Origin of the sequence: Clostridium sp. AM43-3BH (genome assembly GCF_003479985.1) — a bacterium.
Taxonomy (GTDB): domain Bacteria; phylum Bacillota; class Clostridia; order Lachnospirales; family Lachnospiraceae; genus Otoolea; species Otoolea fessa.
In genome coordinates, this window is the sequence record NZ_QUIH01000003.1 from 349,051 (window position 1) to 375,083 (window position 26,033).

At 40.0% G+C, this 26,033-nt stretch carries 30 protein-coding genes and 1 pseudogene; 29 read left to right on the forward strand and 2 right to left on the reverse strand.

What is annotated here, in order from left to right:
• Positions 1-53: 53 nt before the first annotated feature.
• The 23 genes from DW931_RS07385 (at position 54) to DW931_RS07480 (ending at position 22,949) form a co-directional block, all read left to right on the forward strand.
• Positions 54-551, forward strand: a complete 498-nt coding sequence (locus DW931_RS07385; protein WP_147353579.1) for a hypothetical protein — start codon at positions 54-56, stop codon at positions 549-551.
• A gap of 34 nt (positions 552-585) precedes the next feature.
• Positions 586-1,128: a hypothetical protein gene (locus DW931_RS07390; RefSeq protein ID WP_118482446.1), complete on the forward strand. Its 543-nt coding sequence runs from the start codon at positions 586-588 to the stop codon at positions 1,126-1,128.
• 62 nt (positions 1,129-1,190) lie between these two features.
• The gene (locus tag DW931_RS07395) at positions 1,191-1,481 is read left to right on the forward strand and encodes a hypothetical protein (protein ID WP_118482447.1); all 291 of its coding nucleotides are present in this window, start codon (positions 1,191-1,193) and stop codon (positions 1,479-1,481) included.
• A 74-nt stretch (positions 1,482-1,555) separates the two neighbouring features.
• A complete protein-coding gene (locus DW931_RS07400; protein ID WP_118626939.1) occupies positions 1,556-6,655 on the forward strand; it encodes a hypothetical protein in 5,100 nt (1,699 codons plus the stop codon).
• Positions 6,656-6,770: 115 nt separating this feature from the next.
• Positions 6,771-6,953, forward strand: a complete 183-nt coding sequence (locus DW931_RS07405; protein WP_243015358.1) for a hypothetical protein — start codon at positions 6,771-6,773, stop codon at positions 6,951-6,953.
• Positions 6,954-7,225: 272 nt separating this feature from the next.
• Positions 7,226-7,966, forward strand: a complete 741-nt coding sequence (locus DW931_RS07410; protein ID WP_118482451.1) for an ORF6C domain-containing protein — start codon at positions 7,226-7,228, stop codon at positions 7,964-7,966.
• A 74-nt stretch (positions 7,967-8,040) separates the two neighbouring features.
• Positions 8,041-8,241 carry a hypothetical protein gene (locus DW931_RS07415; RefSeq protein WP_118539205.1) on the forward strand — a complete coding sequence of 67 codons (201 nt, stop codon included), beginning with the start codon at positions 8,041-8,043 and terminating at the stop codon, positions 8,239-8,241.
• A 255-nt stretch (positions 8,242-8,496) separates the two neighbouring features.
• Entirely contained in the window at positions 8,497-9,327 is an 831-nt protein-coding gene (locus DW931_RS07420) for a hypothetical protein (RefSeq protein ID WP_118482452.1), read from the forward strand.
• A gap of 304 nt (positions 9,328-9,631) precedes the next feature.
• Positions 9,632-10,687: a hypothetical protein gene (locus DW931_RS07425; RefSeq protein ID WP_118482453.1), complete on the forward strand. Its 1,056-nt coding sequence runs from the start codon at positions 9,632-9,634 to the stop codon at positions 10,685-10,687.
• Positions 10,688-10,830: 143 nt separating this feature from the next.
• On the forward strand, positions 10,831-11,241 hold the full coding sequence (locus tag DW931_RS07430) for a DUF6711 family protein (protein ID WP_118482454.1): 411 nt from the start codon (positions 10,831-10,833) through the stop codon (positions 11,239-11,241).
• Between the two features lie 11 nt (positions 11,242-11,252).
• Positions 11,253-13,445 carry a tail fiber domain-containing protein gene (locus tag DW931_RS07435; protein ID WP_118482455.1) on the forward strand — a complete coding sequence of 731 codons (2,193 nt, stop codon included), beginning with the start codon at positions 11,253-11,255 and terminating at the stop codon, positions 13,443-13,445.
• Positions 13,438-15,660 carry a tail fiber domain-containing protein gene (locus DW931_RS07440; RefSeq protein WP_118482456.1) on the forward strand — a complete coding sequence of 741 codons (2,223 nt, stop codon included), beginning with the start codon at positions 13,438-13,440 and terminating at the stop codon, positions 15,658-15,660. Before DW931_RS07435 ends, DW931_RS07440 begins: the two co-directional genes overlap by 8 nt.
• 2 nt (positions 15,661-15,662) lie before the next feature.
• The gene (locus DW931_RS07445) at positions 15,663-15,854 is read left to right on the forward strand and encodes a hypothetical protein (RefSeq protein ID WP_118482457.1); all 192 of its coding nucleotides are present in this window, start codon (positions 15,663-15,665) and stop codon (positions 15,852-15,854) included.
• Positions 15,826-16,644 carry a hypothetical protein gene (locus DW931_RS07450; protein ID WP_118482458.1) on the forward strand — a complete coding sequence of 273 codons (819 nt, stop codon included), beginning with the start codon at positions 15,826-15,828 and terminating at the stop codon, positions 16,642-16,644. Before DW931_RS07445 ends, DW931_RS07450 begins: the two co-directional genes overlap by 29 nt.
• A 15-nt stretch (positions 16,645-16,659) precedes the next feature.
• A complete protein-coding gene (locus DW931_RS07455; protein WP_118626940.1) occupies positions 16,660-17,355 on the forward strand; it encodes a hypothetical protein in 696 nt (231 codons plus the stop codon).
• A gap of 534 nt (positions 17,356-17,889) precedes the next feature.
• Positions 17,890-18,912 carry a tyrosine-type recombinase/integrase gene (locus DW931_RS07460; protein WP_118482460.1) on the forward strand — a complete coding sequence of 341 codons (1,023 nt, stop codon included), beginning with the start codon at positions 17,890-17,892 and terminating at the stop codon, positions 18,910-18,912.
• Between the two features lie 1,474 nt (positions 18,913-20,386).
• The gene (locus DW931_RS07465) at positions 20,387-20,773 is read left to right on the forward strand and encodes a hypothetical protein (protein ID WP_118482461.1); all 387 of its coding nucleotides are present in this window, start codon (positions 20,387-20,389) and stop codon (positions 20,771-20,773) included.
• A gap of 5 nt (positions 20,774-20,778) precedes the next feature.
• On the forward strand, positions 20,779-20,907 hold the full coding sequence (locus DW931_RS16370) for a hypothetical protein (protein ID WP_279220381.1): 129 nt from the start codon (positions 20,779-20,781) through the stop codon (positions 20,905-20,907).
• An 86-nt stretch (positions 20,908-20,993) separates the two neighbouring features.
• Entirely contained in the window at positions 20,994-21,221 is a 228-nt protein-coding gene (locus tag DW931_RS07470; RefSeq protein WP_118482462.1) for a hypothetical protein, read from the forward strand.
• Between the two features lie 67 nt (positions 21,222-21,288).
• Positions 21,289-21,453: a hypothetical protein gene (locus tag DW931_RS15920; protein ID WP_182429172.1), complete on the forward strand. Its 165-nt coding sequence runs from the start codon at positions 21,289-21,291 to the stop codon at positions 21,451-21,453.
• The gene (locus tag DW931_RS07475; RefSeq protein WP_347559436.1) at positions 21,440-22,270 is read left to right on the forward strand and encodes a peptidoglycan recognition family protein; all 831 of its coding nucleotides are present in this window, start codon (positions 21,440-21,442) and stop codon (positions 22,268-22,270) included. The genes DW931_RS15920 and DW931_RS07475 overlap by 14 nt, the downstream gene beginning before the upstream one ends.
• Positions 22,271-22,570: 300 nt before the next feature.
• Complete coding sequence (locus DW931_RS16375) at positions 22,571-22,693, forward strand: hypothetical protein (protein WP_279220881.1); 123 nt, start codon at positions 22,571-22,573, stop codon at positions 22,691-22,693.
• Complete coding sequence (locus DW931_RS07480; RefSeq protein WP_147353581.1) at positions 22,677-22,949, forward strand: hypothetical protein; 273 nt, start codon at positions 22,677-22,679, stop codon at positions 22,947-22,949. The genes DW931_RS16375 and DW931_RS07480 overlap by 17 nt, the downstream gene beginning before the upstream one ends.
• Here DW931_RS07480 and DW931_RS07485 read toward each other — a convergent pair.
• Positions 22,918-23,298 carry a DUF6173 family protein gene (locus tag DW931_RS07485; RefSeq protein WP_118482465.1) on the reverse strand — a complete coding sequence of 127 codons (381 nt, stop codon included), beginning with the start codon at positions 23,296-23,298 and terminating at the stop codon, positions 22,918-22,920. The two genes, DW931_RS07480 and DW931_RS07485, sit on opposite strands and share 32 nt — an antisense overlap.
• 8 nt (positions 23,299-23,306) lie before the next feature.
• The gene (locus DW931_RS07490; RefSeq protein ID WP_118482466.1) at positions 23,307-23,648 is read right to left on the reverse strand and encodes a helix-turn-helix transcriptional regulator; all 342 of its coding nucleotides are present in this window, start codon (positions 23,646-23,648) and stop codon (positions 23,307-23,309) included.
• 236 nt (positions 23,649-23,884) lie between these two features.
• Between DW931_RS07490 and DW931_RS07495 the strand changes: the two genes are divergently transcribed.
• From DW931_RS07495 to DW931_RS07515, 6 genes and pseudogenes are all read left to right on the forward strand, one after another.
• Positions 23,885-24,073, forward strand: coding sequence for a helix-turn-helix transcriptional regulator (locus tag DW931_RS07495; protein ID WP_118482467.1), 189 nt, complete (start codon positions 23,885-23,887; stop codon positions 24,071-24,073).
• Positions 24,074-24,093: 20 nt separating this feature from the next.
• On the forward strand, positions 24,094-24,840 hold the full coding sequence (locus tag DW931_RS07500) for a phage antirepressor KilAC domain-containing protein (protein ID WP_118482468.1): 747 nt from the start codon (positions 24,094-24,096) through the stop codon (positions 24,838-24,840).
• The gene (locus DW931_RS15925; RefSeq protein WP_182430025.1) at positions 24,837-25,007 is read left to right on the forward strand and encodes a hypothetical protein; all 171 of its coding nucleotides are present in this window, start codon (positions 24,837-24,839) and stop codon (positions 25,005-25,007) included. The genes DW931_RS07500 and DW931_RS15925 overlap by 4 nt, the downstream gene beginning before the upstream one ends.
• A gap of 23 nt (positions 25,008-25,030) precedes the next feature.
• Complete coding sequence (locus tag DW931_RS07505) at positions 25,031-25,285, forward strand: hypothetical protein (RefSeq protein WP_118482469.1); 255 nt, start codon at positions 25,031-25,033, stop codon at positions 25,283-25,285.
• 20 nt (positions 25,286-25,305) lie between these two features.
• Positions 25,306-25,569, forward strand: a complete 264-nt coding sequence (locus tag DW931_RS07510; RefSeq protein WP_118482470.1) for an ORF6C domain-containing protein — start codon at positions 25,306-25,308, stop codon at positions 25,567-25,569.
• A gap of 3 nt (positions 25,570-25,572) precedes the next feature.
• Positions 25,573-26,033, forward strand: a pseudogene (locus tag DW931_RS07515) (hypothetical protein); the annotation flags it as partial.

Sequence of the window (26,033 nt, forward strand, 5' to 3'; positions counted from 1 at the left end):
AAAATGAAGTGATCGCTAACCTCTAACAATTAATGAGGTGGAAAGGAGATTAAATGGCAATAGCAAATATTCCTGGTATTTCTACCCTTAAAATGAGAGCTGGTTATGCCGTAGAAACAACGCCTGGTGTAGCTCCGACTGCGTATACATGGCTGCAAAGATGTAACTCTATCGGAGAGATTTCTTTGAGTACAGAGACAATTGATGCATCTGCCATCGAAGATGAGCAGACAAGAAATGTTGCAGGCAGACAGGATACCGGCGGAGACTGGACAATTTCGTTCAACTTGACAAACGAAACAGAAACGATTTACCAGAAAATGTTGGAAGATGCGGCAGAAGGACTGGCAGCCAACAAGAGAACCTGGTTTACTGTTTGGAGTCCGAATCTTACTAAGGCATTCTTCATTGTTGCTCAGCCGGGCGGTAAAATCCCGATGCCTGCGGTTGATCAGAATGAATTGCTGGTAGCAGAGCTGTCTCTGGCAATCGATGAGTATAAAGGTATGTTGACAGCGATTAAACCGACAACAGATGGAGAAGATGTGTAGATCATAAAATCAAGGATAGGGAGGTATCTTGATTATGTACAAGACATTAACTATTGGTGGTAAGGATTATCATCTTGAATACACTCTGGAGGCTTCTTTGTGTTCCGATTGCATCGATAGATTAATCGAGTTTTTGGGCGGAGTCTCCGGTTCTGCGTATTTGGCTGATGATGCTCTTGCAGAACTCGATCCGGATTCACGAAAAAAAGTGATTAAAGAATCTGTGCAGGGAATTAAAAATGAGATTTCGAAATTGCCTCAGACTGCAATTTTGATGCTTTATGCTGGATTGCAGGAGTATCATGGAATGGATGGAGATGGAACCGTATCCTCCATGCATGACGCCAAGAAAATTGCAAAGCAGTATATCCAAGAGCACTCCGAGGATGGTACTGGAAATTTTTATGATTTATTCACAATTTGCCTTAATCAGATGGCGGAAGATGATTTTTTCGTTCGAACCGGTCTGAACAAGATCATGAGTCAGGCTATGAACACGGAAGAATCGAGCGAACCGAAACCGAATCGGGCGCAGAGACGGGCAACATCCAAAGTCAAAAAACTTTCAGAGAATTAATTCTCAATGAGTTAATCCCATCGGCTTTGGAATGTGGTTTATCCGAAAAAGATGCTTTCCATATGACATTTGGTGCAGTTAAACGGCATATTGATGCATATTGGAAACGTCGCAAAAACGAGTGGGAAAGAACTGAATATCAAGCGTGGCTAATTGGAGCATATACCATGAATGCCATTGCGGCGGCTTTTTCTAAAAAAGCCAAATACCCCAAAAATCCATTGGAGCAAAACAAACCTGTTGATGTTTCAAATCTGAATGAGGAACAATTGGCAGATATGCAGGAGAAATATTTACTTCAATTGGATTTCATGGCGCGAAGCTATAAAAAGAAAGAGGCGGATGAACAGTAATGTTTGTCCGCTTTTTTTATTACCGGTACATGAAATGAAATGTAACTGTTGACCTCAAACAAATGGAGGTAGAAATGGCAGCAGATAATGTTATAGATTCTTTATTATTGGAAATAGCCAGTGATGTAGGGGGAGCGGACGCATCAATTGAGCGAATGTCAAATGCGCTGGAGAAACTGGCATCCAGTGTGAATATGATTGATATTCGTAAGCTGACGAATTTATCATCTACATTTACAAAGTTATCAGGATCCGCAACAGAGCTTCAAAATACTATGAAAGGTATTGATTTGTCTAGTCAAGCGGGTGGAAAAAATACAATAAGTTCCGAGCTTGGAAATCTCAAAGCTACAGTTTCTGAAGTAACGAGTGCAGTAAAAGAGAAAACCAAAGCATTTCAGCAAGAGGGCAGCGTCGTTTCTGCGTCTGTGAAAAATGAAATCACTTCTCTGACGTCGATGGAAAGCACGATTCAGCGAATCACTTCCATGCTCAGTGGAATGTCAGCGCAGGGGGCAAATGCCACCAATGGTATTTCGTCCGCGGCTGGAATGCAGGAGATCGGGCAGACGTCAGCCGGGATCCAGCAATTAGCATCCAATTTGGCAATGCTGAATGGAATCCAGTTTGATGATACTGGAATCAGAAACATCGCGACGGCGATCGGAACGCTTGGCAGAAAGACAGTCACTCAAGCGGCAGCCAATATTCCAGCACTGATTGCACCTATCAAAAATCTGTCCTCAGAATTAAAGGGATTGGATTTTAGTGGGTTTGATGTACAGGGATTGACTGAACTTGCTAATGGAATTTCAAAGCTTGGAACAGTAACGGCTACCAGAGCTGCCAGTGGAAATATTACCAGTCTGGCAAAAGCACTGAAGGAGATGCTGACAACATTGTCAACCGCACCGAAAGTCAGCAAAAATGTGCTTGAAATGACACAGGCTCTGGCAAATTTGGCAAATGCAGGTAATAAGGCTGGAAACAGTTCTCGAAATCTGTCAAAAGGCTTGTTGTCATTGCCAAGTGCATCTAGCAAGGCTAAGAAATCCTTCTCTGGTCTGGCCGGTGCGATTGGAAAATTCTATGCGACTTATTGGATGTTGCTTAGGGCATTACAAGGGTTTAAGAAAGCGATCGATATTTCTTCAGACCTAACAGAGGTTCAGAACGTTGTAGATAACGCATTCGGCGATTACGCAAGCAAGGTTGATGAACTGACTCAGCATTCTATCCAGGACTTCGGCATGTCTGAGTTGACTGCGAAACAAATTTCTGGTCGTTTCCAGGCAATGGGAATGGCGATGGGATTTGCACAAGGTAAGATGTCTGATATGTCCATCGAATTGACTAAGCTAGCAGCGGATATGGCATCTTTTTATAACGTATCTCAGAAAGAAGTTGCGAGAAGTTTACAGGCTGTATTCTCAGGTGAGACAGAACCGTTAAGAAAATACGGCCTAGACTTAACCCAAACGACATTAAAAGAATATGCGTTAAAAAACGGTCTTGATGCTAACATATCTTCGATGACACAAGCACAAAAGACGATGCTACGTTATCAGTATGTCATGGCTAATACGGCCATCGCGCAAGGAGACTTTGCACGTACTAGCGGTACGTGGGCCAATCAGACGCGAATTTTAGTACAGCAATTCCAGCAATTAGGCGGAATTGTCGGTGGCGTTTTAGTTAATGCATTCAAGCCGTTTATTACAGCATTGAATAGTGTCATGAAATCGGTAATTGCTTTTGCAAAAACGGTGGCAAATGCGCTTGGCGCGATCTTCGGCTGGACAATAGAAATTGATGCCGGAGGACTGGCGAATGATTTCGATGCGGCTGGTGCTGGTGCAGAGGATATGGCAGATGGAACCGGTAAAGCTGCTGATAATGCGAAGAAATTGAATCGCTATATTGCTGCATGGCATGAAGTAAACAACATGACATCAGACGATGGTTCCGGATCCGGCGGTAAAGGCGGTGGCGGTGGTGCTGGTGGCGGAAACGCTAATGGTGCAGATGCCAAACTGGTGCGGAGAGATTCTATTCTGGAGAAATACAAGAGTGAAATTGATTCTCTGTACGAACTGGGAAAATATATTGGAACCACACTGACAAATGCTATGAACGGAATTGATTGGGATAGCGTTTATCAGAGCGCGGAGAATTTCGGTAAAGGTTTGGCAAATTTTTTGAACGGTCTGATTTCTCCAGATTTGTTCGGGGCATTAGGTCGAACGATTGCCGGAGCGCTGAATACAGCACTGCATTTCCTTGATTCATTCGGAACTACATTTGACTGGAAAAACTTTGGTGCTTCCATAGCGGCAGGCGTAAACCAGTTTTTTTCCACTTTTGATTTTGGATTATTAGGGCATACGATTAGCACGTGGGCGCTTGGCTTATTGACAGCAATTAATGAGGCACTGTCAAAAATCAAATGGGAGATGATCGGTCAGCAGATCGGAAAATTCCTCAATAGTATTGATTATGCCAAAATCCTAGCAAGTGTCGGAAAGGCAATTTGGAACGGAATTAACGCAGCTTTTAACCTTTACAAAGGAACATTTGAAACAGCACCATTACAGACGGCGTTGCTCACATTGGTTGGTGTAACGGCGATGTTGAAAACCGGAAACATTCAGAAATTTGCGAATGCTTTAGGAAATAGTGTTGGAAAAGCGAAACTGTTTATAACGGCTTTAGGAGGTAGTACAGATGCCATTGTGGCGTTAAAAGAAGCAGCGCCGAAAGCTGAAAAAGTTGTGGTTTTGCTTAGAACTGCATTTACTACATTTAGAGATTCCGTACAGAGTGGAAATTGGCTTGGCGCATTACCAACAACATTACAAGCAATTGGAAGTCAATTGTCTACTTTTGCTCAATATGCACTAGGTATTGGAGCCGTCGCCGGAGAATTTTTCACTTTATATAATGCAGCTGAAAATTTGGCAACAGGAACAGGAAATCTGACCACAAACATCATGGCTATTATAACTGCTGCTGGATTGGCAAGTGCTGCGCTTTATACAGCGTTCGGACCAGCCGGATTAGCAGTGGCAGCGATTACAGGTATTGTTTCTTTGTGGAGTGGTTTTCTTAAAGGATTATCGGAAACACCAGAACTCGATGAATGGGTAAACAATTTCGATTCCCGCCAAAAAGACATCAATCAGCGTATCGAGGATCTGAGAGATTCCACGCAAAAGATGAAGGATGATTTTGGAACTGCTGGAGAAGCACAAGCCAAAATGGCAGAAGATATGGCAGATAAGTACGAAGCACTTCATAGCAAGGCTAACCCGACCGCAGAAGACATCTCTTTAATGAAACAGTATAGCAAAGATTTGGTTCAGATGTACCCGGAACTGGAGCAGTACTTTAACGGGGAAACAGGTCTTTTGGAAGTCAACCGTGATGAACTTCAAAAAACCATTGATAAGCAGAAAGAGTTAGCACAAGCTAAAGCTGCTATGAGTTCTTTGGAAGAGTCTTATGAAAAGCAGATTAAGGGCGAAAAAGCAGTTGCGGATGCGGTTGATGCCCAGACAGAAGCCAGGAAGAAACTTTTGGAGTCGCAAAAGAAAATTGATGAATATAAGAAAAAGGCAGAAGCTGGCAGAATTGGTGGAGAGGGTAGTATGACAACCACCTACGATCCGTTCGGTGTAGAATGGAGAAAAATTGACGCTGAATACCAGGCAGCAAATGATGCGTTTAACCAAGCAACGGAAACACTGGGAAATACCAGACAAGCGTTGTCAGATGTTAATGGAGATATCGAATATTTCAGTACCGCCTATCAAAACGCGGCTACAGGAGTAGCAACAAACAATCAAACCATTCAAACTGGTATTGAAGGGCTCAAAACAGAGTTCCAGAATCTTGGTATCACGATTACCGATGATTTCGCCCAGAAAATTGCAACCAGCGACAGTATTTCAGTCACGGCTATTGAGGGGATGTTCTCTAAGATGATGGAGCAGACACAGTTATCAGCGGAAGAACTGAAAACTTTGTTTGGACAGATTGCTCCGCAAATGACTGATGAGTTTATCGGAGTTCTTGCCAATAAGTCCCCAGAAGTTCAGTTGAGTGTAACAACACTGTTGGCAAATATTTCTTCTGGTGTACAGGCAACACAGCCACAGCTTGAAAGTTTGTTCAAGAGTTTGGGAATCACACTTCCGTCAGATTTGATTACAAACCTCGCCAGTCAGAATGCCGGAGTTCAAAGCACGGTGATTGGTCTGCTGACGGAGGTAAATAATGGTGTTCAACTGAAACAGCCAGAGTTGATTAATCTGTTTAATGGTCTTGGCCTGGATGTGCCGGATGAATTGATTAAAGCGATTGCAGGCAAGGAATCAGAGACACAAACAACCGCCATTAACCTGTTGCAGCAAATTGATAAGGCAGAAGCTAGTGAGCGCGGACCATTGGTGAATAAACTGAAACAATTAGGTCTGGATGTAGATCAGAACCTGATTGAAGGTATTAAAGATACTGGACTGACACAACAGTTATCGGACGCATCCAAGGCATTGCCAAAGACGGTACACGATAGCGCGAACGAGGCGAAGGATGAACCAGGAAACAGTTTGCTTGAAGTCGGACAAAATATGCTTCAAGGCTTTATTAGAGGATTAGGTGACAGCGATTTGCTTGGCGGTATTGCAGCAGCCGGAAGATCTTTGGTTGCAAAACTTACAACCAGTGTAAAGGATGCCGGAGATGTTCATTCTCCATCCCGTGTGATGAAGCAGATTGGCGCGTATTTCGTCGAAGGATTCAATCTTGGAATTACGGATAACGCTGATTCCACATATGATGCGGTAAAAGGATGGGCAAAAGGCATAAACAAGAATTTCGCCTTGCAGACTCCAACGGTAAACTTCGATTTGCCGAAAAAACCGAATCTCAAATCTGCATCTCTTGACATGGATGCTCTCTCCTTGAATATGCAGGGAGAGATGGACGTAAAAATGGCAGAGTACACGTATCAGATGCGGCAGTTGCAAAGCACGATACGTGAACAGAATCAGATTTTGGAAGAAATGAATAGTAAAGGTCTTGTCTTTGATGACAATGCTTTTCAGAGTAAGTATAAGAAAGCCGCCACTTCGTATCGGAAACGGACTGGTAAACAGTTAGGCGTGTCGTTCTAGTATCAAAAAGATCCCCTGGGAAAATTTCTGGGGGATTTTTTAATTTAGGGGTTGACTGTTGCTAACAACAAGCATATAATTACTGTTGTTAGCAACAAAGAAAGGGGGATTGATAATGGTTGCTAAGCAGGGACGCGCTGAATACTTTAAAGAACGCAGAAAAGTTTTCAAACAATTTAATGTTTCTTTAAAAAAAGAAAAAATAGAAGCTTTGGAGAAAAAACTTCAATTGGAAGGAAAAACAAAGGTTAAATGGTTTGAAGAAATCGTTGATAAAGAATTGAGCGAAGAGGAATAAAAAAAATAGAGTAATTACCAGATTGACCGTCCGCAATTACTCTATCCGCCCTTCCATGTGGAAGTGATAATGTAAGTAAATCTTACACTACTTATCTTATCATTTCCAAAGGAAAAATTCAATACTAGATTTAGGAAAGAAAGGTAAGTTAAAATGGATTACAAAGAAAACATTGTAAAAATGCTGGAGAAAATCAATAATCCGCAGGTATTACGCTACATTCACATTATTGTGAAGGATATTTATGATGATATGGAGGAGAGCAAAGACTGATGGAAGAAATGCAAATTTTCAACAGCGAAGAGTTCGGAAACATCCGGGCAGTGACTATTAATAGAGAACCGTGGTTTGTTGGTAAGGATGTGGCAGAGGCGCTTGGTTACTCGAATGCAAGCAAGGCGGTTTCTGTTCATGTCGGAGATGAAGATAGAGTTTTAAAGGTTATTGAATCAGATTCCCAAAATGGGAATGTGGTAAAAACTCAGACGGCACTTATTAACGAATCCGGCTTATATGCTTTGATCTTCGGCAGCAAACTGGATTCTGCAAAACGTTTCAAACGCTGGGTAACATCGGAGGTGCTTCCAAGCATCCGTAGAACCGGTTCGTATGGTATTCCGCTGACGATTCCAGAGCAGATTCAGCTTCTTGCGAGGGGAAATGTAGAATTGGAACGAAGGATCGATACGATTCAGTCTGATGTGGAAGCTATCAAAGCGGATCTTCCAATTCTCCCGATCGAGGCGGAGCGGATCACGACAGCGACCAAGAAAAAGGGCGTCGAGGTTTTGGGCGGAATCAATTCCAGCGCGTATAGGAACAAAGGGTTACGACAGAAATTATACAGCAACCTATATTCGAATCTGAAATATAATTTTGGAGTGCGTTCGTATAAGAGCATTAAGCGGAGTCAGTGTGATAAAGCGATCGATATCATCAATTCGTACCAGCCGCCGTATTTTCTGGAAGAAGAGATCCGGAACGCCAATGCTCAACAGGTTATGGCGCTGTAGCCTGGAAACAAACTTCTGCTTCAATTTTCTACTCTGCCGTGGTATACTCAAAAGAAAAACTGGAGGATTGTATCATGGCAAGACAGAAAAACTTTGACACGGAAATTGAGAAGCTGAAAAACCAGATTGAGAAGAAAAAAGCAGAATTAGAGAAATTAAAAGCTGATCTGAAAAAGGCGCAGGAAGAGAAGAGAGACGCGGAGCTTGCATCCCTCTTAGACCTGATGGAAGAGAAAAACTTAAAAATCAGTGATATTCGTTCTCTCATTCAGTAAAAGAATGCCTCGGTCGTTCTTGGCTGGGGCTTAAAAAACAAAACAAGCCTCGGTTTTTACTCCGAGGCTCATTTTGAAAGGATCAAAAAAATGAAAACTTGATTTATTAGGGGTTATGCTAAATGCACAATTAAATTATACGGAACTCTAACAGAAAAAGTCAACAAGAATTTTTTTGTTTTTTGTCAAGGTTTCCAAATGACGGATTCCATGTCGGATGGTATAATGTAAGAAAAACATGGGGAGGTATATCGGATGAGAAAATTAAAAGTTTTAGTATTAGCAGCAGCTCTTTCATTGAGTATGGCATCAACAGCATTTGCCGGTTCTTGGAAACAGGATGATAAGGGATGGTGGTATCAAGAGGACGATGGTTCCTATCCTACGAATACCTGGAAAGAAATCAAGGGAAAATACTATTACTTCGGAGCTGATGGCTATATGCTGTCGAATGGAGTAGCACCGGATGGACAGCGTGTTGGAGCTGATGGAGCGTTAATCAAGACTCAGAACCGGTCCCATATCACGTATTCGGCGGATTCAGTCACAAAGGATCTGATGATTTCTGACTGGATTTTTGGAAATGATTATACGACATATCATCTGTACGAAATCACCAATAATAGCGCTCTTACTATAGATATTTCCATCAACGAGGTTGGAAAAAATCATGTTGGTTCGACAGTAAGCGCCGATAGCTTAAGTGAATGTGATATTCCGGCAGGTACTACGTTTTTCATGTATAGTATTTGTTCTGATTCGCCAGATGTAGCTGAGTTTGATTCAACAGTAAAAGTAACGCAGACAAAATATTGGCAACCTGTTTTCCAGAACATTTCAACCAATGTTATCAAGAAGAGCAAAAAAGCCATAGTTGCAGCAACGAACAATGGTTCTGTTAAAATTGATTTTCCAGAAGCGATTGCTGTATTTTATAAAAACGGAGAACCGATAGATCTTTATCGTGTCTATATGGGTGCAAGCGCTAGTTTACAGGCTGGAGAATCTTATACAGCTGAAATGTACTCAACATCAGGAACTTATGACGATGTAAAAGTACATATTACTGGACGCGCAGATAAATAATTTCATAGATTAAAACAGCCCTGGTCATTATTGGCCGGGGCTTTCTTTATGTCATGATATACCAAAAGCCCGGAATGCGATCGCCTCACACCCGGACTTTTGATGGAAAAATTATAGGATTGTTATTGATGTCATTATAAGTAATTTGCATTAAAAAGTCAAGTAGAAAAAAATAGGAAATTTTTTACTTGCGCTGGAAATACGAAATTACTTATAATTAGAGAAATACATCATGATTCGTGATATATGGTTCCCGATCTGGGAATCTGATTTTTACCATAATAGAAAAAGAGGAGGAAAATTTATGGGCTTGTTATTAAACGAATATCCATTGTTACTTTCGCCGTCGCTGGCATGTAAGATCGGAGTGAAAGAGGCGTTGATTTTACAGCAGCTACATTATTGGCTGGAGAAAACAGAACATATAATCCGCGGTAAAAAGTGGGTGTATAATTCCATCGAGAATTGGCAGAAAACAAATTTCCCGTTCTATTCAGTGGCAACAGTAAAACGTGCGTTCGAGTCACTGAAAAAGAAAGGGCTTATTCTGGTTGCTAATTTTAACCGGATGAAAAACGACAAGACTCTGTGGTATTCCATAAATTATAAGGCACTGGAAAAATTGGAGAAACCATCGATTCCAACTAAAGCAGATCAGCCGGTTCAGTCCTCTGAAATTGATCGAAAAGATGAGAAAATGGAGAGATCAATTTGCACCAATGGAAAGGTCAATTTGACCCAACCATTACCAGAGACTACAACAGAGACTAACTTCACTTATACGACGGATAGAGATTCCTACCGGGATCGCGATAAAGATCTCAATATAGAGAAAACGTATACTTTGACACAAAAAGATGTCAAAAAGAGAAAGTATACTACTCAATTTCAGAGTAGGAGAGAAACTGATTATATTTCCAATAGGGGTGTAACGGGGCAGTGTACTTGTCCTCATACCAAATACACCAACGAACAGCTCCGGGCATACATCTCGGAAAAGATTCCATACTTCATGATTGGAAAGACAGACAATGATAACCGAAAGAAAGAGCTTGTCAAGATTATCTTGTATTTTTACGACAAGTACCAGCAGTATGTTGGAATTCCTCATAGAATCCTTAGTGACAAAGCGTACAAGCAGATCATCAACCAGTACCTTAACCCTACTGGAAGATTGTTGCAGTACAATGTTTATGACCTGGAAATGTACAAAGAGATGATTGACCGATACTTTAAAACCAAATTTGGCTCGAAAACTAGAACTCGCGGTCCGAGAATCCGGATCAACTGGGAACTGCCACACTTCATGTCTGGAAATGTCAGAGAGTATATTTTTATGCACATCACGCACATTGTGTAAAGACTGCTGTATGTGAGTCTTTAAGCCTTATAAAATCATGCTATGATTGTATCATGCAGAATAAGGTTTATCCGTCTGCTTTGGAAACCGACCAGCGAATATGTGTTGGCCGCTAACCTCGAATATTTATGGAGGTAGATTTTATGCATGGATTTGAGGGATGGTTGCTGAAAGTGAATGGCGTGGAATTTCCCAACAAATATATCCATGCCGGTTCTTATAAGTGTACGCCAGATCAAGAGACAGACCTAGACGATTATACCGACAATGACGGAGTTTTCCACAGGAATGTACTTCCGGCGAAAGCAACCAAGATAGAATTTGACATTAAACCTGTACGACTGGCTGATATGGCAGTAATTAAATCCATTCTTCCAGCGGATAGGCAGAAGATGACAGTAGAATACTGGAATGACTGGACAATGAGCTATTGTACTGGGGAAATGTATATGCCAGACATTGAGTTTGAGCCTTATATGGTATATCGTGAGAGAAACGATATTCTGTACAATCCTACCAGAGTTGCGTTTATTGAGTACGGCGCGGCAAGATAGGGGGTGTAGATATGCTTGATATGCCAGAAAAAATCAAAGACTTATATCGTTCTGGAAATACCAGCGTAGAAACTCAGAAGAAATTCAAACTTACGTTCTATGATGAGACTGCTGATACATTGTACCCGTATGAGACATTGTTTCCAGAAGATACATTGTTCCCGGCTGAGAATGGCATCCCCTGGGTAACAATCGAAAATGATAGAATTGAAAGTGAATCATTGACTATCACGGAAGCACTTTGTGATTCGGATGAGTTGGAATTCGGTGCTTGCGAGGCATCCAGCATGGAAATTGTGGTTGCAGATGTTATCGAGGATCTGACTGGACGGACTTTTACCCTGAGCGTAGAATGCGGCGGATATGAAATGATTCTTGGTGTATATACCGTAGAATCATACACAAGACAATCCGATCGCAGGAAACGGAAGATTACAGCGTATGACAATATGCGATTATTCGATGTAGATGTGGCTGTATGGTACAATGAACTGACGTTCCCAATGACATTGTTTGAATTTCGAAATTCCTTATGTGAGTACATTGGAATTAGTCAGATTCAGATTTCGCTACCATTTGATTCGTTAAAAATTGAAAAGACCATTGAACCGGAACAAATCTCTGGGCTAGAAGTCTTAAAGGCAGTTTGCCAGTTGAATGGATGCTTTGGGCATATGGATAGAACCGGAGCCTTGAAGTATATTCAGTTGCAACAAACTGGATTGTATCCGTCAGAATCTCTTTATCCAGAGGATGAATTGTATCCATCGGAAAAAGGTAGTGATGATCGAGCAGTTGAACATATCAACTACTACAAACAGCCATTGGAGTATGAAGATTACATGATCGATGGCATCACAGGGTTGACGATTCGACAGGAAGAAGGCGATATTGGTTCCAGCGTAGGAACAAGTGATTCTGTTTATACCATCGAAGGGAATTTTTTGGTATACGGGAAAAGCGCTGCGGAAATGATAAACATCGCTCAAACACTATTACCATATATTTCTGGGAGAACGTATCGCCCGGCAAATATCGAGTGTTATGCGATGCCCTGGATTGAGGTAGGAGACTATCTTCAAGCTGTCACTCAAACTGACATCATAGAAACATTTTGCATGAAACGAACCATGAGTGGATGCCAAGCTATGATGGACACATACGAGGCAACAGGAGATCAGACCAGAGAAGAAGTATTTGGAGTCAATAAGCAGATTATCCAGCTCCTTGGTAAGACAGCAGTTATTACGCGAAATATCGAAGAGGTTTCTGCGAAAGTAACGGATTTAGGAGAGAAAACAGAAGCACAATTTAAAGTTACCGCGGATCAGATATCCGCAGAAGTGACAAGAGCGACAGAGTCAGAAAATAAACTTTCATCGCAAATTACGTTGACAGCAGAATCCTTAAAAACACAAGTCGCCGATTCTGCAAATCAGATGCAGTCACAAATTACACAGAATGCGGATGCAATCAAGCTAAAAGTTAGCAAGGGAAGTGTTTCTTCGGAAATTTCCGTGGAAAGTGGCGGAGTTAATATCCAAGGCAATCGCTTTTCTTGGAATTCTACATATTCCAACATGACTTCGGATGGCACGTTGACTTGCCAGAATATCAAAGCTACGAACGGAACTTTTTCTGGAACTATTACGGGCTCAACGATTAGTGGTGGAACGATTACCGGCGCAACGATTACTGGTAATATGATAAGCGGTGGCACTGTATCTGGTGCAACAATTAAAGGTTCCACGATCACTGGTTCTGATATAAAAGCTAGTAAAGTAACGGCCACAGGAGAGTTGAACCTTGGTGTATTAAGTGTAAAATCCATAGAGGAATGCACATATGTTAATGCGACCAGGGGCGAATTCAGTTATTTGCAATGTTCGAAGTTTACGTATTATTCCGACAGACGTTTAAAGAAGAATATACGGGATATTCCGCCGGAAATTGCGATGAAAGTGGTTGATGCATTAAGACCTGTGCGATACCAGTTAAAATCATCCGGAGATGATGCAATTGGATTGATTGCACAAGAGGTACAATCGGTTTTAAGGGAAAATAACCTTGACTGGCCGTTGTATGACATTGATCCACACACGGGATTTTATGGAATCCCCTACATGCATTTTATTGGAATTTTGATTGCATGCTTTCAGTACCTGGATGGAAAGTTAAAAGAGATGGAGGGAAACGATGATTGATATATCTGATAATTTCAAAAAAATATTAATCAGTGACAATGTGGTTCCATCTGACGCAAGAAAATTTAAGCTGTCTTTTTACAGCAAGGGATATGATTCATTGTTTCCGGCAGAAACACTGTTTCCTGAGGATGGGTTATTCCCGTCCGAACAAAATGAAATTTGGGTACTCATTGAAAATGACCGGATTGAAAGCGAAAGCTTAACAATTACAGAATCATTGTGTGATAGTAGCAATCTGGAATTTGGAGCATGTTCTTCTGCATCACTGGAAATAGTGGTTGCGGATGTCATCGAGGATTTAGCTAGAAAAGAATTTTTGTTGACAGAAGAAGTGGGTGAATACCAGATTCCATTAGGGTATTATACCGTAGAGTCATATGTGAGGCAGTCAGACAGGCGAAAAAGAAAAATCACAGCATACAATCGAATGCGGCTTTTCAATACGGATGTATCAAGCTGGTACAATGGCTTAACATTTCCGATAAGCATTCGTGAGATGCGAGATTCTTTGTGTGAATATATTGGAGTAAGGCAGATTCAAACGGATCTGCTTTTTGATTCCCTAAAAGTTGAAAAGACAATCAACCCAGTTGAAATTTCTGGCATGGAAATATTAAAAGCCATCTGCCAGATCAACGTATCCTTTGGGTACATAGACAAGAATGGATTGCTTAAATACATTCAGATTCAACAGACGGGATTATATCCATCTGAAACATTATATCCAGATGACAATGAACTTTACCCGTCTGAATTGGGAAGTGATGGCAGAAGTGTGCAGCAGATTATGTCCTTCAAATCTTTGGAATATGAAGATAAGATGATTGAAGGATATACTGGATTACAGATTTTTCAACAGAACGGAGAGATTGGCGCTAGTGTAGGAGATGCGGGAAATCTCTATACAATTTCTGGGAACTTCTTACTTTATGGCAAAACTGTTGTTGAGCTGCTTAATATAGCACAGTCAATATTCCCATATGTCTATGGTAGAACATACAGACCATGCACATTGGAATGCCGAGCAATGCCCTGGATAGAACCCGGAGATGCGCTACGGATTATAACTCGCGATGATGTGATTGAAACTTTGTGCATGAAAAGAACCATGAGCGGATGTCAAGCCATGATGGATTCCATAGAATCATCATCTGATGAAAGTGAAAATGCAACCAATGATTTGTACAATTCAATCAAAGAAGTTGATGGAAAGTCATATCTATTGATGGAGCAAGCGGACAAAATTGTTCTTTCGATGGATGATTTGAGCAAAGATATATCATCTAAATTTGAGATAACAAATCGGAATATATCGGCTGAAGTCAAAAGAGCTACTGATGCGGAGGGAGAGATATCTAACAACATAACGCAGACTGAATCGGAGATCACAACCGTTTTGACAAAAAGTAATGAAAATTTGCAGAGTCAAATCAGCCAGAATGCAAAGAATATTTCGTTGCTAGTTAGTCAAGGCGGATTGTCGGCAGCAATTTCTCAAGAATCGGGGCAAATTTCCATCACAGGAAACCGATTTACATGGAAAGCTACCAAGTCTAGCATGACAGCTGACGGCACATTGAATTGTAATGGGATTGTGGCTAGTAGTGGTAATTTCAGCGGTACAATAACAGGTACGAATATATCTGGTTCCACATTAACTGGTATTGAGATAAAAGGTAATTTTATTACGGCAAATGAAATATCAGCATCCACAATAGATGGTACAAATTTTGAATTGGGAAGTTTGGATGTAGTACAGTTGAAAACAGATGATGAAATTGGCGCTGATGACAGTGCTCAAGTCAACATTCAAAATATTACCGCTGGAATCATTCTTTGCAAAGGTGATGATCCATCTCAGATTGACTGGGTTATTGCAAAAAAATATTCGGGTCCGATCCCCAAAGAGGACTCGGATTCGCGTCTAAAACGGAATATAACAAGTTTGTCTACACAGGAATCAGAAGAATTTCTAAATTCTTTGACGCCTGTTTTTTTTGAGTATAAGAGAAGCGGAATCAGCAGTGCTGGACTAATTGCACAGGACGTGGCAGAAAATGTTCTATCAGAAGAATATGGAAATGCATTGTATCAGTTTGGAAAAGATGATCATCTCGTTATCGATTACAACAACTATATTGGAATTTTAATTTCCGGTGTTCAAAACATGAGTCGCAGACTTAATAGCTTAATGAAGCAGAAAGGCAAATAGCATTGAAAACATTAACGTATGATTATAAAAAAATGCAAAGAGCAGTACAGCTATTGAATACTATATCGATTTGTGGAATAGCACAGGCACGTATCATTGCGGAAATCGCTGATATTTTGGATTCTGGAACTATTGGAGAGATTTTAGAAAAGGGGGAGAATCAAAATGTCGTACACGACAAAAAAGTACAATAGAATCAACTGGAAGAACCGACCATCTACAGCAACTGCCCTTGGAGCAACCAATCTGAATCACATGGATGTGTTCTTGAATGAGGTAGATGACGCGTTGGTGACAATGGATGCAGAAAAATTGAATGTATCTGTTGGAAATTCTATGTTGAAAAGTGTTGAATATGACTCAAAAACAGGTGTTTGGACTTTTCGGCAGTTAGACGGAACAACCCAGACATTCGATCAGAACATTGAAAAAATTCCTGTGTCATTTTCGCTAAGTGAAGCTGGAATTTTAACTATGACGACAGATGATGGGACAAAATGGGAATGTAATATAGCGGAACTTATAAAAGCATATAGCTTTGACGATACAGACACAATCGCATTTAATAAGAGCTTTTCGAACGATGAATATCATGTTACTGCCAATGTTAAAGCAGGAAGTATCAACGAAAATCATCTTAACCCGGATTATCGAGCTGATATACTGAACTATCGAAATACCGCGCAAACAGCTGCAAATGATGCATTGACGTATTCTAAGGATGCTAAGCGTTGGGCTGTGGGAGATGCGTCTTATGAAGGTAGCAGTACCGATAATGCCAAGTATTACAAGGAGCAGGCAGAAACTGCCAAGACGGCAGCTGAAAAGGCATATAATGATATCTTGGCTTCTGGAGGTGCAACGATAGCGACAACAGGAAAGAATGGTATAAGTAAGCCGGATGGGACAAGTATTACAATTACTCTTGATGGCACACTGTCAGCATCTATTTGCGTGCTGGATGGCGGAGAAATTGAGGAATAACAGGGAGGAAAAATTATGGCAACGTATAAAACCGGATGGTTAAGACTTCCGACAGATGCAAAAGATTTTAAAGAACGATTCGCCTGGTCTCATGTCAAGGCGATTTTTTATGATAAAGCAAAAAATATATTGCTCAAAGATAAACTGGATGCTATGGATAAATTGATTTCGGATCATGCTGATGCGATTGCCAATAAGCTCATGACCAATGATGCTTTTAACACGGCGATTGCTGATTATGTGACAAAATCTATGATGAGTGGTGTGCAAGTTAATGATGGAGACCATGTGCCGACTTCGGCATTGGCGTATGCGATGCAACAGGCAATCACAGCAAATGCCAATGCGATTACTCGGTTAAATAGCGATAAACTGGATAGAAAAACCAAAGGTACTTATACGAACGAAGATATTAACGGTGCATTTGGATACATCACAACAGGCAAAAAAGAAATATTAATATTTATCCCGATGGTGTTTGCCCCGTCAGTGACTAAAATAACCGTTTCATCATGTATACTTGAAATGAGAATATCCACTGGAGGCTATGCCGCTCCTTATAAGACGGATGTAGCCAATCTTTTGTCAAATGCACAACTACTGAAAAGCCGGAATCTATTATATCTCAAGTTTACCAATACAAATGATTGTGCCGAAACAAACAATATCCCTATTTGTGGCTTTATCAAAATGACCTATACTTTATCATAAGAAACCTATTAAAAAAGCGGATCAACCATTCATTCGAACGTTGCTTTTTCGTAAAATAGCGACTTGCCCGGAAGAGCAAAAATAGCAAACATTTCTTCGCTTGCCAGCATCGGCGATATATTTAAAACATATAGCAAAAATGGCAGTATCCCTGTGATTGGAATTATAAACTGGGATACAACCCTAGCTCCGGATCGAAATGTTACTATTGCCTTTGTTTGGAATTATCTGATAGTGGCAATCAGTTCTAGTGGATGTATTTATACCGCTAGTCCAAATGCAGCTACGTGGCAAAAGAGAAACTAAAAACCATTTTCACGGGGCGCGAAAATGATGGGATATATCTAAAATCGTAATTTTACAAAGTAAAAAATCTTGAAAATGCTCTAAAATAAGGTAAAATAAAAGAGACATCGGCTTTGCTTGGCGGCTACCGATGCCTCAAATATCATAGATGCACCCACAGGGGGAGATCTGTCTTTATTATACAACAAGAGTCTCCTGCGTGCAATATAAAAAACAGGAGGTATCTTTATGTTAGAGAAGATCATTACCAATGTACTCCAAGCTATGAGTCACAGTTTGGAGAAAGAGCAACTAGAACAGTTGCAAAATGTTTTGTACATTAATTTCCACGGGAAAAAGATAGTGGAAGATAAGTGCGAAATAATCCCATTAGGAGCAGACAGTGACGTAAGAAAAATGCAGCTATTCAGAGCCAGTAAATTGGTTTCTGGGCGGCAGGAGAGTACATTGAAACAATATCTAAGAGAGATTATGACATGTAGAAATACCATCAATAAAAGTTTTGAAGATATCACAACAATGGATTTACGATGGTACTTTGGAGTTCTAAGAGAACGTGACAAGATTTCCATGCGTACATTGCAGGGGCGCAGAAGATATCTAAACTCATTTTGGACATTTTTGGAGCAGGAAGGTCTAGTAAAAAGCAATCCAGTGGAAAGAATAGAGGCATTCAAACTTGAAAACAAGTTGAAAAAGGCTTTTTCCGGGAAAGAAATGACAGATTTGCGTGCAGCGTGTAAAGACGTTAGAGAGACAGCTATTGTCGAATTTTTATATGCAACTGGATTACGCGTATCAGAATTGTGTAGTCTTAATGTGAAAGATATTGATATGCAGAAACAGGAGTTCCGTGTTATCGGGAAAGGCAGAAAAGAAAGAATTGTGTATATCCATGATAATGCGTTAAGATGGCTTGAAAAATATTACTTATGGAGAATGGAAAAAGAAGATTTGACGTTATCGCAGCTAGGAGAGAAACCGTTGTTTGTGACAGCAAAAAAGCCATTCCAACACCTTACTGTAGCGGGCGTGCAGTATCTATTAAAACAAATAGGCAAGAGAGCCAATGTAGAAAATGTACATCCACATAGATTTAGAAGAACATTTGCTACTGATCTTTTGAATCGAGGAATGAGAATAGAAGAGGTAATGGTTTTAATGGGACATAGTAAAGTTGAGACTACATTGATATATTGCAATATTCGGCAAGATAACATACGGGAATCATACAGACGATATGCTGCATAAGCGAAATTGAGATATATGTTTTTAAGCCAGCTGAAAAGGTGGTTTGTTTTGTGTGCAAAAATATAGTAAACTCAGTTATTGAGCAAATAATTATGGTATGAGAGTAATGAATAGGCTTAAAAATGATTTGTAAAATTACGATTTCCTTAGTTATCTATAAGACACCCACATGTGCGAACTTTCTTTAACTTCCTGCCCGTTTAATAATACTGAATCTATATAAATCCTCTGAATCGACACACCTATTCTGCCGCCTACATATGTTCCAGAATTAAAATACATACCAAAATTATAAAATCGAAATTCATTGCCGGATGCACGAACCAGAGGATAGACCAGTGGAATCGAAAAAGTCACGTGGTTATTTGAATTAACGATGATAAAAACATGAATTGCTTTCCATGACAAACTGCTTATATCTACTGATGATACGCCATTTGCAAAAGATTTCCACGATAGCTCGCTATTTAAAGGACGTATTGCTATTAGATTTTTACACAAACAGCATAGGCTGTAAACGTCCCTGTTCCCGTCTGCGACGCATAGAAGCCGAACCAAGGCTCAATATCCGATGTATTTCCAATGCTAGCGATGACAGAGTCGTACGGAGTCAGCATGCAATTGTCTGCGTTGTTGTACGTGGCAGAAACATACAAAACTTTATATCCAACAGGTATCTTGATTTTTTCGTGCCAAAATCCAGTCGTTCCAGCTGTTATGCTCTTCTGAGAGACGGTTTTAAACACAAAAAAATTTCTGGTAGAGTCTAGCTCGCTATTTCATGGTAATTTGAAATTCATACTTTTTCCAAGTTGCTGTATCCGCATTGTAATTCTGAATGACACGCCTATTACCAGCATAATGTGTATATTCTTGAGAAAGATATGCGCCTGGATAACCGGTTGACCAATAAACCACGAGTGTGAAAGCTTCGGTAAATGGACAGTTTTTTAAAGTTACTGCGGTAGCGTTACTGGTGCAACAATAGTATCCTGGGGTCTTGATAGTGTGCATATCAGTTCCGTTTTGTATTATAGTTCCACTATTCCGGGGCCACAGCTCGCTATTTAACTTGCTACAAGTCTATTCCAGGATTCCCAAGTGGTCGGGGTGTAGTTTATGTTTCTTCGAAAATAAATAACTTTATCATTGGTATCAGTTGAAATAGCAAATTGTGCGATCCAAGCGTTCGAATTATTTCCAAAGTCGTTGGATGTGTTAAAGGTTATTATGATCCAATAGCTCTCAAACGGAAGATTTAAACCCGTTTTGCCTGTTTTGTAGATTCCATTCGCCAACATGTAATTAGCATTAGTATGATATTGATATCTCGACTGAAATGCAGCGCAAAAACCGTTTTCGCTACCACTTTCTTTTAGATGAGTGGTAGCCTCGCTATTTAATCTAAAATGACTTTTTACAAGAAACGCTTTTATCGTATGATAACTTTATCAAATTCAGAAAGGGGAACACGATGGAATCATTAAAACTTTCTGGCGGACAGATTTATGAGCTTGTTGCAAATGGAGTGCAGGAAAATGGAGACGAAATCAATTTTGTATTCATTCCTGATTCATCTAAGACATTCGAGCAAGTAGAAGCAGAGTTCACAAGCGAATCAAATACAGAAAAAATCTATGTTTTGGATTCTGCAAATGAAGTAATGCGGTCTATTGTAGGATACACACAGTACAAAGGCATGAAAAAGGAACCAGATTATTCGGTAGGTACCGATGAAGATGGAAACGAAAAGGCTGTAACTGTATTAATCGTTACCATGTCGAAACCGGATTTGCAGCAAAAATATGCAGATCTCCAAAGTGCTGTCGATATGCTGATTCTGGATCAGTTAGGAGCGTGAAAATCATGTATAACATTTTAAGAAGAATGTACTTATCCAAGCCTCAAAAGATTGATAAAGCAGGCTTAGATAAAGCGGTTTTAAAGGGATGGATTTCCCTGGAGCAGGAAAACGAGATTCTTTCACTTGCTTAGAAAGGCGGTGATCCTTTATCTCTGGATCGGGCAGAATCCCGATTTAAAACATATTATACGCACAGAAGAAAGGTAAGGTATAAAATATGAGCGATAAAAATGTATGCCCTGTTCATGGCACAACAAATGCAAATGACGCACATAACTATTCGGCAAAGAAAGCAGTAAAATTGGGGCACCCGGAAATGACCGTGGATCCAGATTGCACCTGTGATGTTGGATGTACTGGTCCAGCAAAAGAGGGGAAAGGGAATACACCAGTAGGTCCGGGAGCAGAAACAAAAAAGCCGGGACCGGCTGACGATTGCAAATAGTCTGTTTTCCACTTATATGCGGGCGGTTCTAATTTTTTGAATCGTCCGTTTTTTCTTGGAGGTAAGAATGATAAAAAGTGAACAAAGGCTTGAGATTGGAGAAAAATCATTTTCCAAATTACAGCAAGAAGTAAAGGATGCAAAGCCAGAAGAACTGGAAGAGTTTTTAAATGCACTAAATCCTGATAAAATGGGCGCTCATGGAGAAGAAGGTGTTAATGATGGAGATTAAAAAAAAGCTGACACCATATAATTATAAACCGGGGAATATCAATCGAATCAAATATATTGTAATTCATTATGTAGGTGCAACAGGCGGTGCAGAAGCAAACTGCAATTATTATGCAAGCCAATATGTAGGCGCATCCGCTCATTACTATGTTGGATTTAGCGGCGAAATCTGGCAATCAGTTGAAGATAAAAATATTGCTTGGCACTGCGGAACCAGGGGAAAATATTTGCATCCAGAATGTAGAAATTCCAATTCAATCGGCATCGAATTATGCGTAAGAAACAAAGGCAGTAAGGCGGATACCAGCCGAGATTGGTATTTTGAGGATGATACAGTTCAAAGCGCAATTCAACTTACCAGGGAATTGATGAAGAAATACAACGTTCCAGCTGATAGAGTTATTCGCCATTATGATGTTACTGGAAAAATTTGCCCGAATCCGTATGTCTATAATCATACAAAACATACATGGGCAGATTTCAAAGCTGCAATCTCTCAAAAAGAGCCGGTAAAAGTGCCGGAAGGATTCGTTCAAGCCGCCGACGGAAATCGTTGGTGGTATCGCTACAGTGATGGAAGCTATGCGCACAGCGGATGGTTTTGGCTGACAGAAAAAACAGGCGGGACTTCTGGATGGTATCTGTTTGACGATGAGGGATATATGCTGACTGGTTATCATAACGGACCAGATGGGAAACAATATTTTCTTTGCCCAGACAAAACAATACATGAAGGACAATGCATGGTAACTGATAAAACAGGTGCATTGCAAATCGTTGGAGAATATGATTTCCAGAATCATGAATATAAATCATGAAAGAAGCGGATCTTCCTTAATTGGTTGATCCGCTTTTGTTTTATTTATATTGGTTTTAAAATATGATATTGGAATAAAAAAACTCTCACTATTTCGTTAAGAATCAAGTGACTTCCCACATCCAACAGTTTCGGTGTAAAATATTCATAAAAGTTTAGTTTCCAAGAATAAACCCGCTTTCGATGCATATACTAGGAATAAGACCTAACTTGACAGTAACGGTCAGATGATGTAGAATATCAGTATCGAACAAGTGTTCTTAAAACAAGAACAGGCAGCCTAGTACGGGGAGGGTTGAACATGGAAAATTACAGGGAACAGATCGCGCAGCTTCTTCAGCACATTGATGAAGAGAAAAAGCTAAGATACATTTACATTATTGTTAACGATATTGTGGGAGGAGAGGATGAAGATGACCAATAGGGTGATAGAAGCCAGTGGCGAAGAGCTTCGAATGGCTGAGGATAGTTTTGTTACTGAGAAGTGTTTTGGGAAACACGCAGCATACACAATGGAGATGCATCAACAAGTGCAAGCAAAAATGGAAGACCCATTAAACAGAACGGGACTTCCATCTGCGGCGCTTATGTATTTGATTATTGACCTGATAGGTCAGCAGGCAAACATGATCCAAGCATTACAAGAATCTATTGTTCGGATGGAAGAACAAATCCGATAGGTTTTTTGGGATGATCATCGCTCTTATCCAATGATGTGAGCAAAAAATTCAACTGATTTATATGTTGTATAAGAGTAGACATTTTGCCATCAACGTAGCCTTTAAAAATCATGAGTACGGATTTTTCATAACTGATTTCAGTAACTTGCATAGTAACAGTTTGACCAAAATTAGTAAGAAGAAGTCCTACTTCGTGTTCCGAATCAAGTTTTGATTCGAATTCTTTTATATGCCGAGTAAGAATTTCGAATTGAGTGTCTGAATATGAATACGCTAACGGCAACGGTTCTATATTAGGCAACTTGATTTGACTAATATCAATTTTGGAAAAATCATCAAAATACCCCATAATACACCTCATTCGCTAAACAAGTTAATTAATTCAACAACGTGCTTCTTTTTGGCATCGGACAGCTCGAAGTATTTCTTCAATGCATCGGACAGTCCGGTGTCTTTTCTTATTTTCTCTGCCAAATGCGCTGCCTCGTCTGAAAAATCTTCTGGATTCTCCTCACCAGTCATTAGATAGTCTACGGATACATTGAAAAAATTTGCGATTTTTCGCAGGTTTTCTGCGTTTGGAGTACTTTTATCGAGTTTGCTTGCGTATCCCTTTGCAAAACCGCATTCGCTTTCCATTGCATTTAATGAGGTTTTCTGTTCTTTACATAGCAATTTAATTCTTTCTCTTAATGTCATTTTTGAACTCCTTTCATCTCTGAAAAAAACGCAAAAATAATACTTGACATTCTGAAAATATCGCTTATAATGTAACTATCGGTTCTGAAAATATCGCAATTTAATAAGGACATAAAGAATGCCTGGATTATTTTTATCTTCTAGTGTGGTAGCTTGATTATAGAATATATTCAGAATAATGTCAATAAAAGTTGTGATATTTTCAGAGATATCAAACAACGAAAGGGGGTATTGAATTGATTTACGATAAAGTTAAAGCGATTGCAAGAGAAAAAAATGTTCCAATTAGAAAAATCGAGATGGACTGTGGTTTTTCACAAGGAAGCGTTTGTAAATGGAATGACATTTCTCCATCTGCCGAAAAGGTTAAAAAAGTGGCTGATTACTTGGATACAACAGTTGATGAAATTCTTAAAGATGATTAAGCGGAAAGGTGGCAATATTGGTGGCTCAGTTAATGACCATAAATTATGAAAATGAACAACCAACCATATCGGCAAGAGAACTACATGAAGGACTAGAAGTTAAAAGCAATTTCACAACTTGGTTTGCTCGTATGTGCGAATATGGTTTTGAAGATTCGGATTACAAAAAGTGCTTTCCAAATTTGGAAAGCGGTTGTAATGGCGGTCAGAACATGGTTGATTACCAGATTTCTGTTGATATGGCAAAGCAGATTTGCATGATCCAGAGATCTGAAAAAGGCAGATTGTACCGTCAGTATTTCATCGATCTTGAAAAGGCGTGGAACACACCGGAACAGATTTTTGCAAGAGCCTTGAAGATGGCAGATAGGGAGATAGAAAAGCTGAAATCTAGTAATGCAATCTTACTTGAAGATAACGAGCGAATGAAGCCAAAGGAAATCTTCGCAGATGCAGTTTCGACAAGCCATACATCTATTCTTGTTGGAGACCTGGCAAAGCTGATCAAACAGAACGGTGTGAAAATCGGGCAGAAACGCTTGTTTGAGTGGATGAGAGAGAATGGATATCTCATAAAAAGAAAAGGCGCAGACTGGAATATGCCAACGCAAAAAGCGATGGAAATGGGGCTTTTTGAAATTAAGGAAAGTACCCATATCAATGGAAACGGTTGCAATATCATAACCAGAACTCCCAAAGTGACCGGTAAAGCACAAGTTTATTTTGTAAACAAATTTCTCAACAAGGAAGAAAGAGAGACATTATGACCATGCAGGAAAATATCAAAAAACTTGCCGACTACATCATGGCAGACATCGAGGCTATAAGAGCCGAAAACAAGAGTCCAGATGAGCGACTTGGAATTGAAATCATGGCACTCAATACATTGTGTGGTGCAGAGAGAACTTTAAAAGACAAGTGCCAGTCTCAATAACTGACACTTGTAGGAGAGAAAAAATGAAAAGTGAAATGAAAGCGGAACAGTTCTGCGGAGTGAATCTTTTTACATATGAAGATTATGAGCAGATAGTTGATGACGGTATCTATTTCCGTAATGTCCAGTTTTGTCTGGATTCCATGAAAAAATACGATGGAATGGATGTTTACAGAAAAATAGATGGTACGTTCGAGGTTTATGGGAATAACGGCAAGACGGACGTTTGGGCTGGTTATGTGATTGATATTGATGAAATCGCAGAAAAAATCAGTTAATTTAGGAGGTAAAGAAGAGAATGTCTTTGATTAGGGAAGCGGTAGAAGAGATTTACAGCCACATCAAAAGAAAAACATTCAAAATATTCGGAGAAATTCGAACGGCTGCATATGTGAAGTTCTGCCGGGATGTCCAGTTTGATATTGATTCCCAGATCAAACGCGAATATGGCGTTTCGTCGTTTTGGGAATTTGAAACAGAGGATCTGGCAGATGTACATGATTTCATTGATTGCTACACACTTACCAGATACTTGGATGAAAAAATCAGAAAGGAGAAATAAAAATTGGGAGAAAAAGGATACAAGGCATTTGATCCAGGATTAATTTGCCGTGGAAAACAGTACACCGAAAACACAACCTTTGAGGAGTCTGGAAATGTCGCAGCGTGCAAAGAGGGAATGATGCATTATTGCCAGAATCCATTTGATTGCCTGAATCCATTTGATTGCCTGAATCATTATGATTTGGTAAATTCAGACGGGAAATTTCCTGATTTTGCCGAGGTCGAGGCTCTGGGAGACATAAAAAGAGACGGAACCAAATCAGCGACAAATAAAATTCACATTGGGGCGAAATTGGGGCTTAAAGGTTTTATCAAGGCTGCTGTTGATTTCACGATTGAAAAAACATCGTTTGAGAAATTAGAACTTAATACAAAGACTCTTGAAGATCTCCCAGAAACAGACTCTGGAGATTACGCCCAGATTGGAAGTTCTGGATATTCCGCCAAGATTGGAAGTTCTGG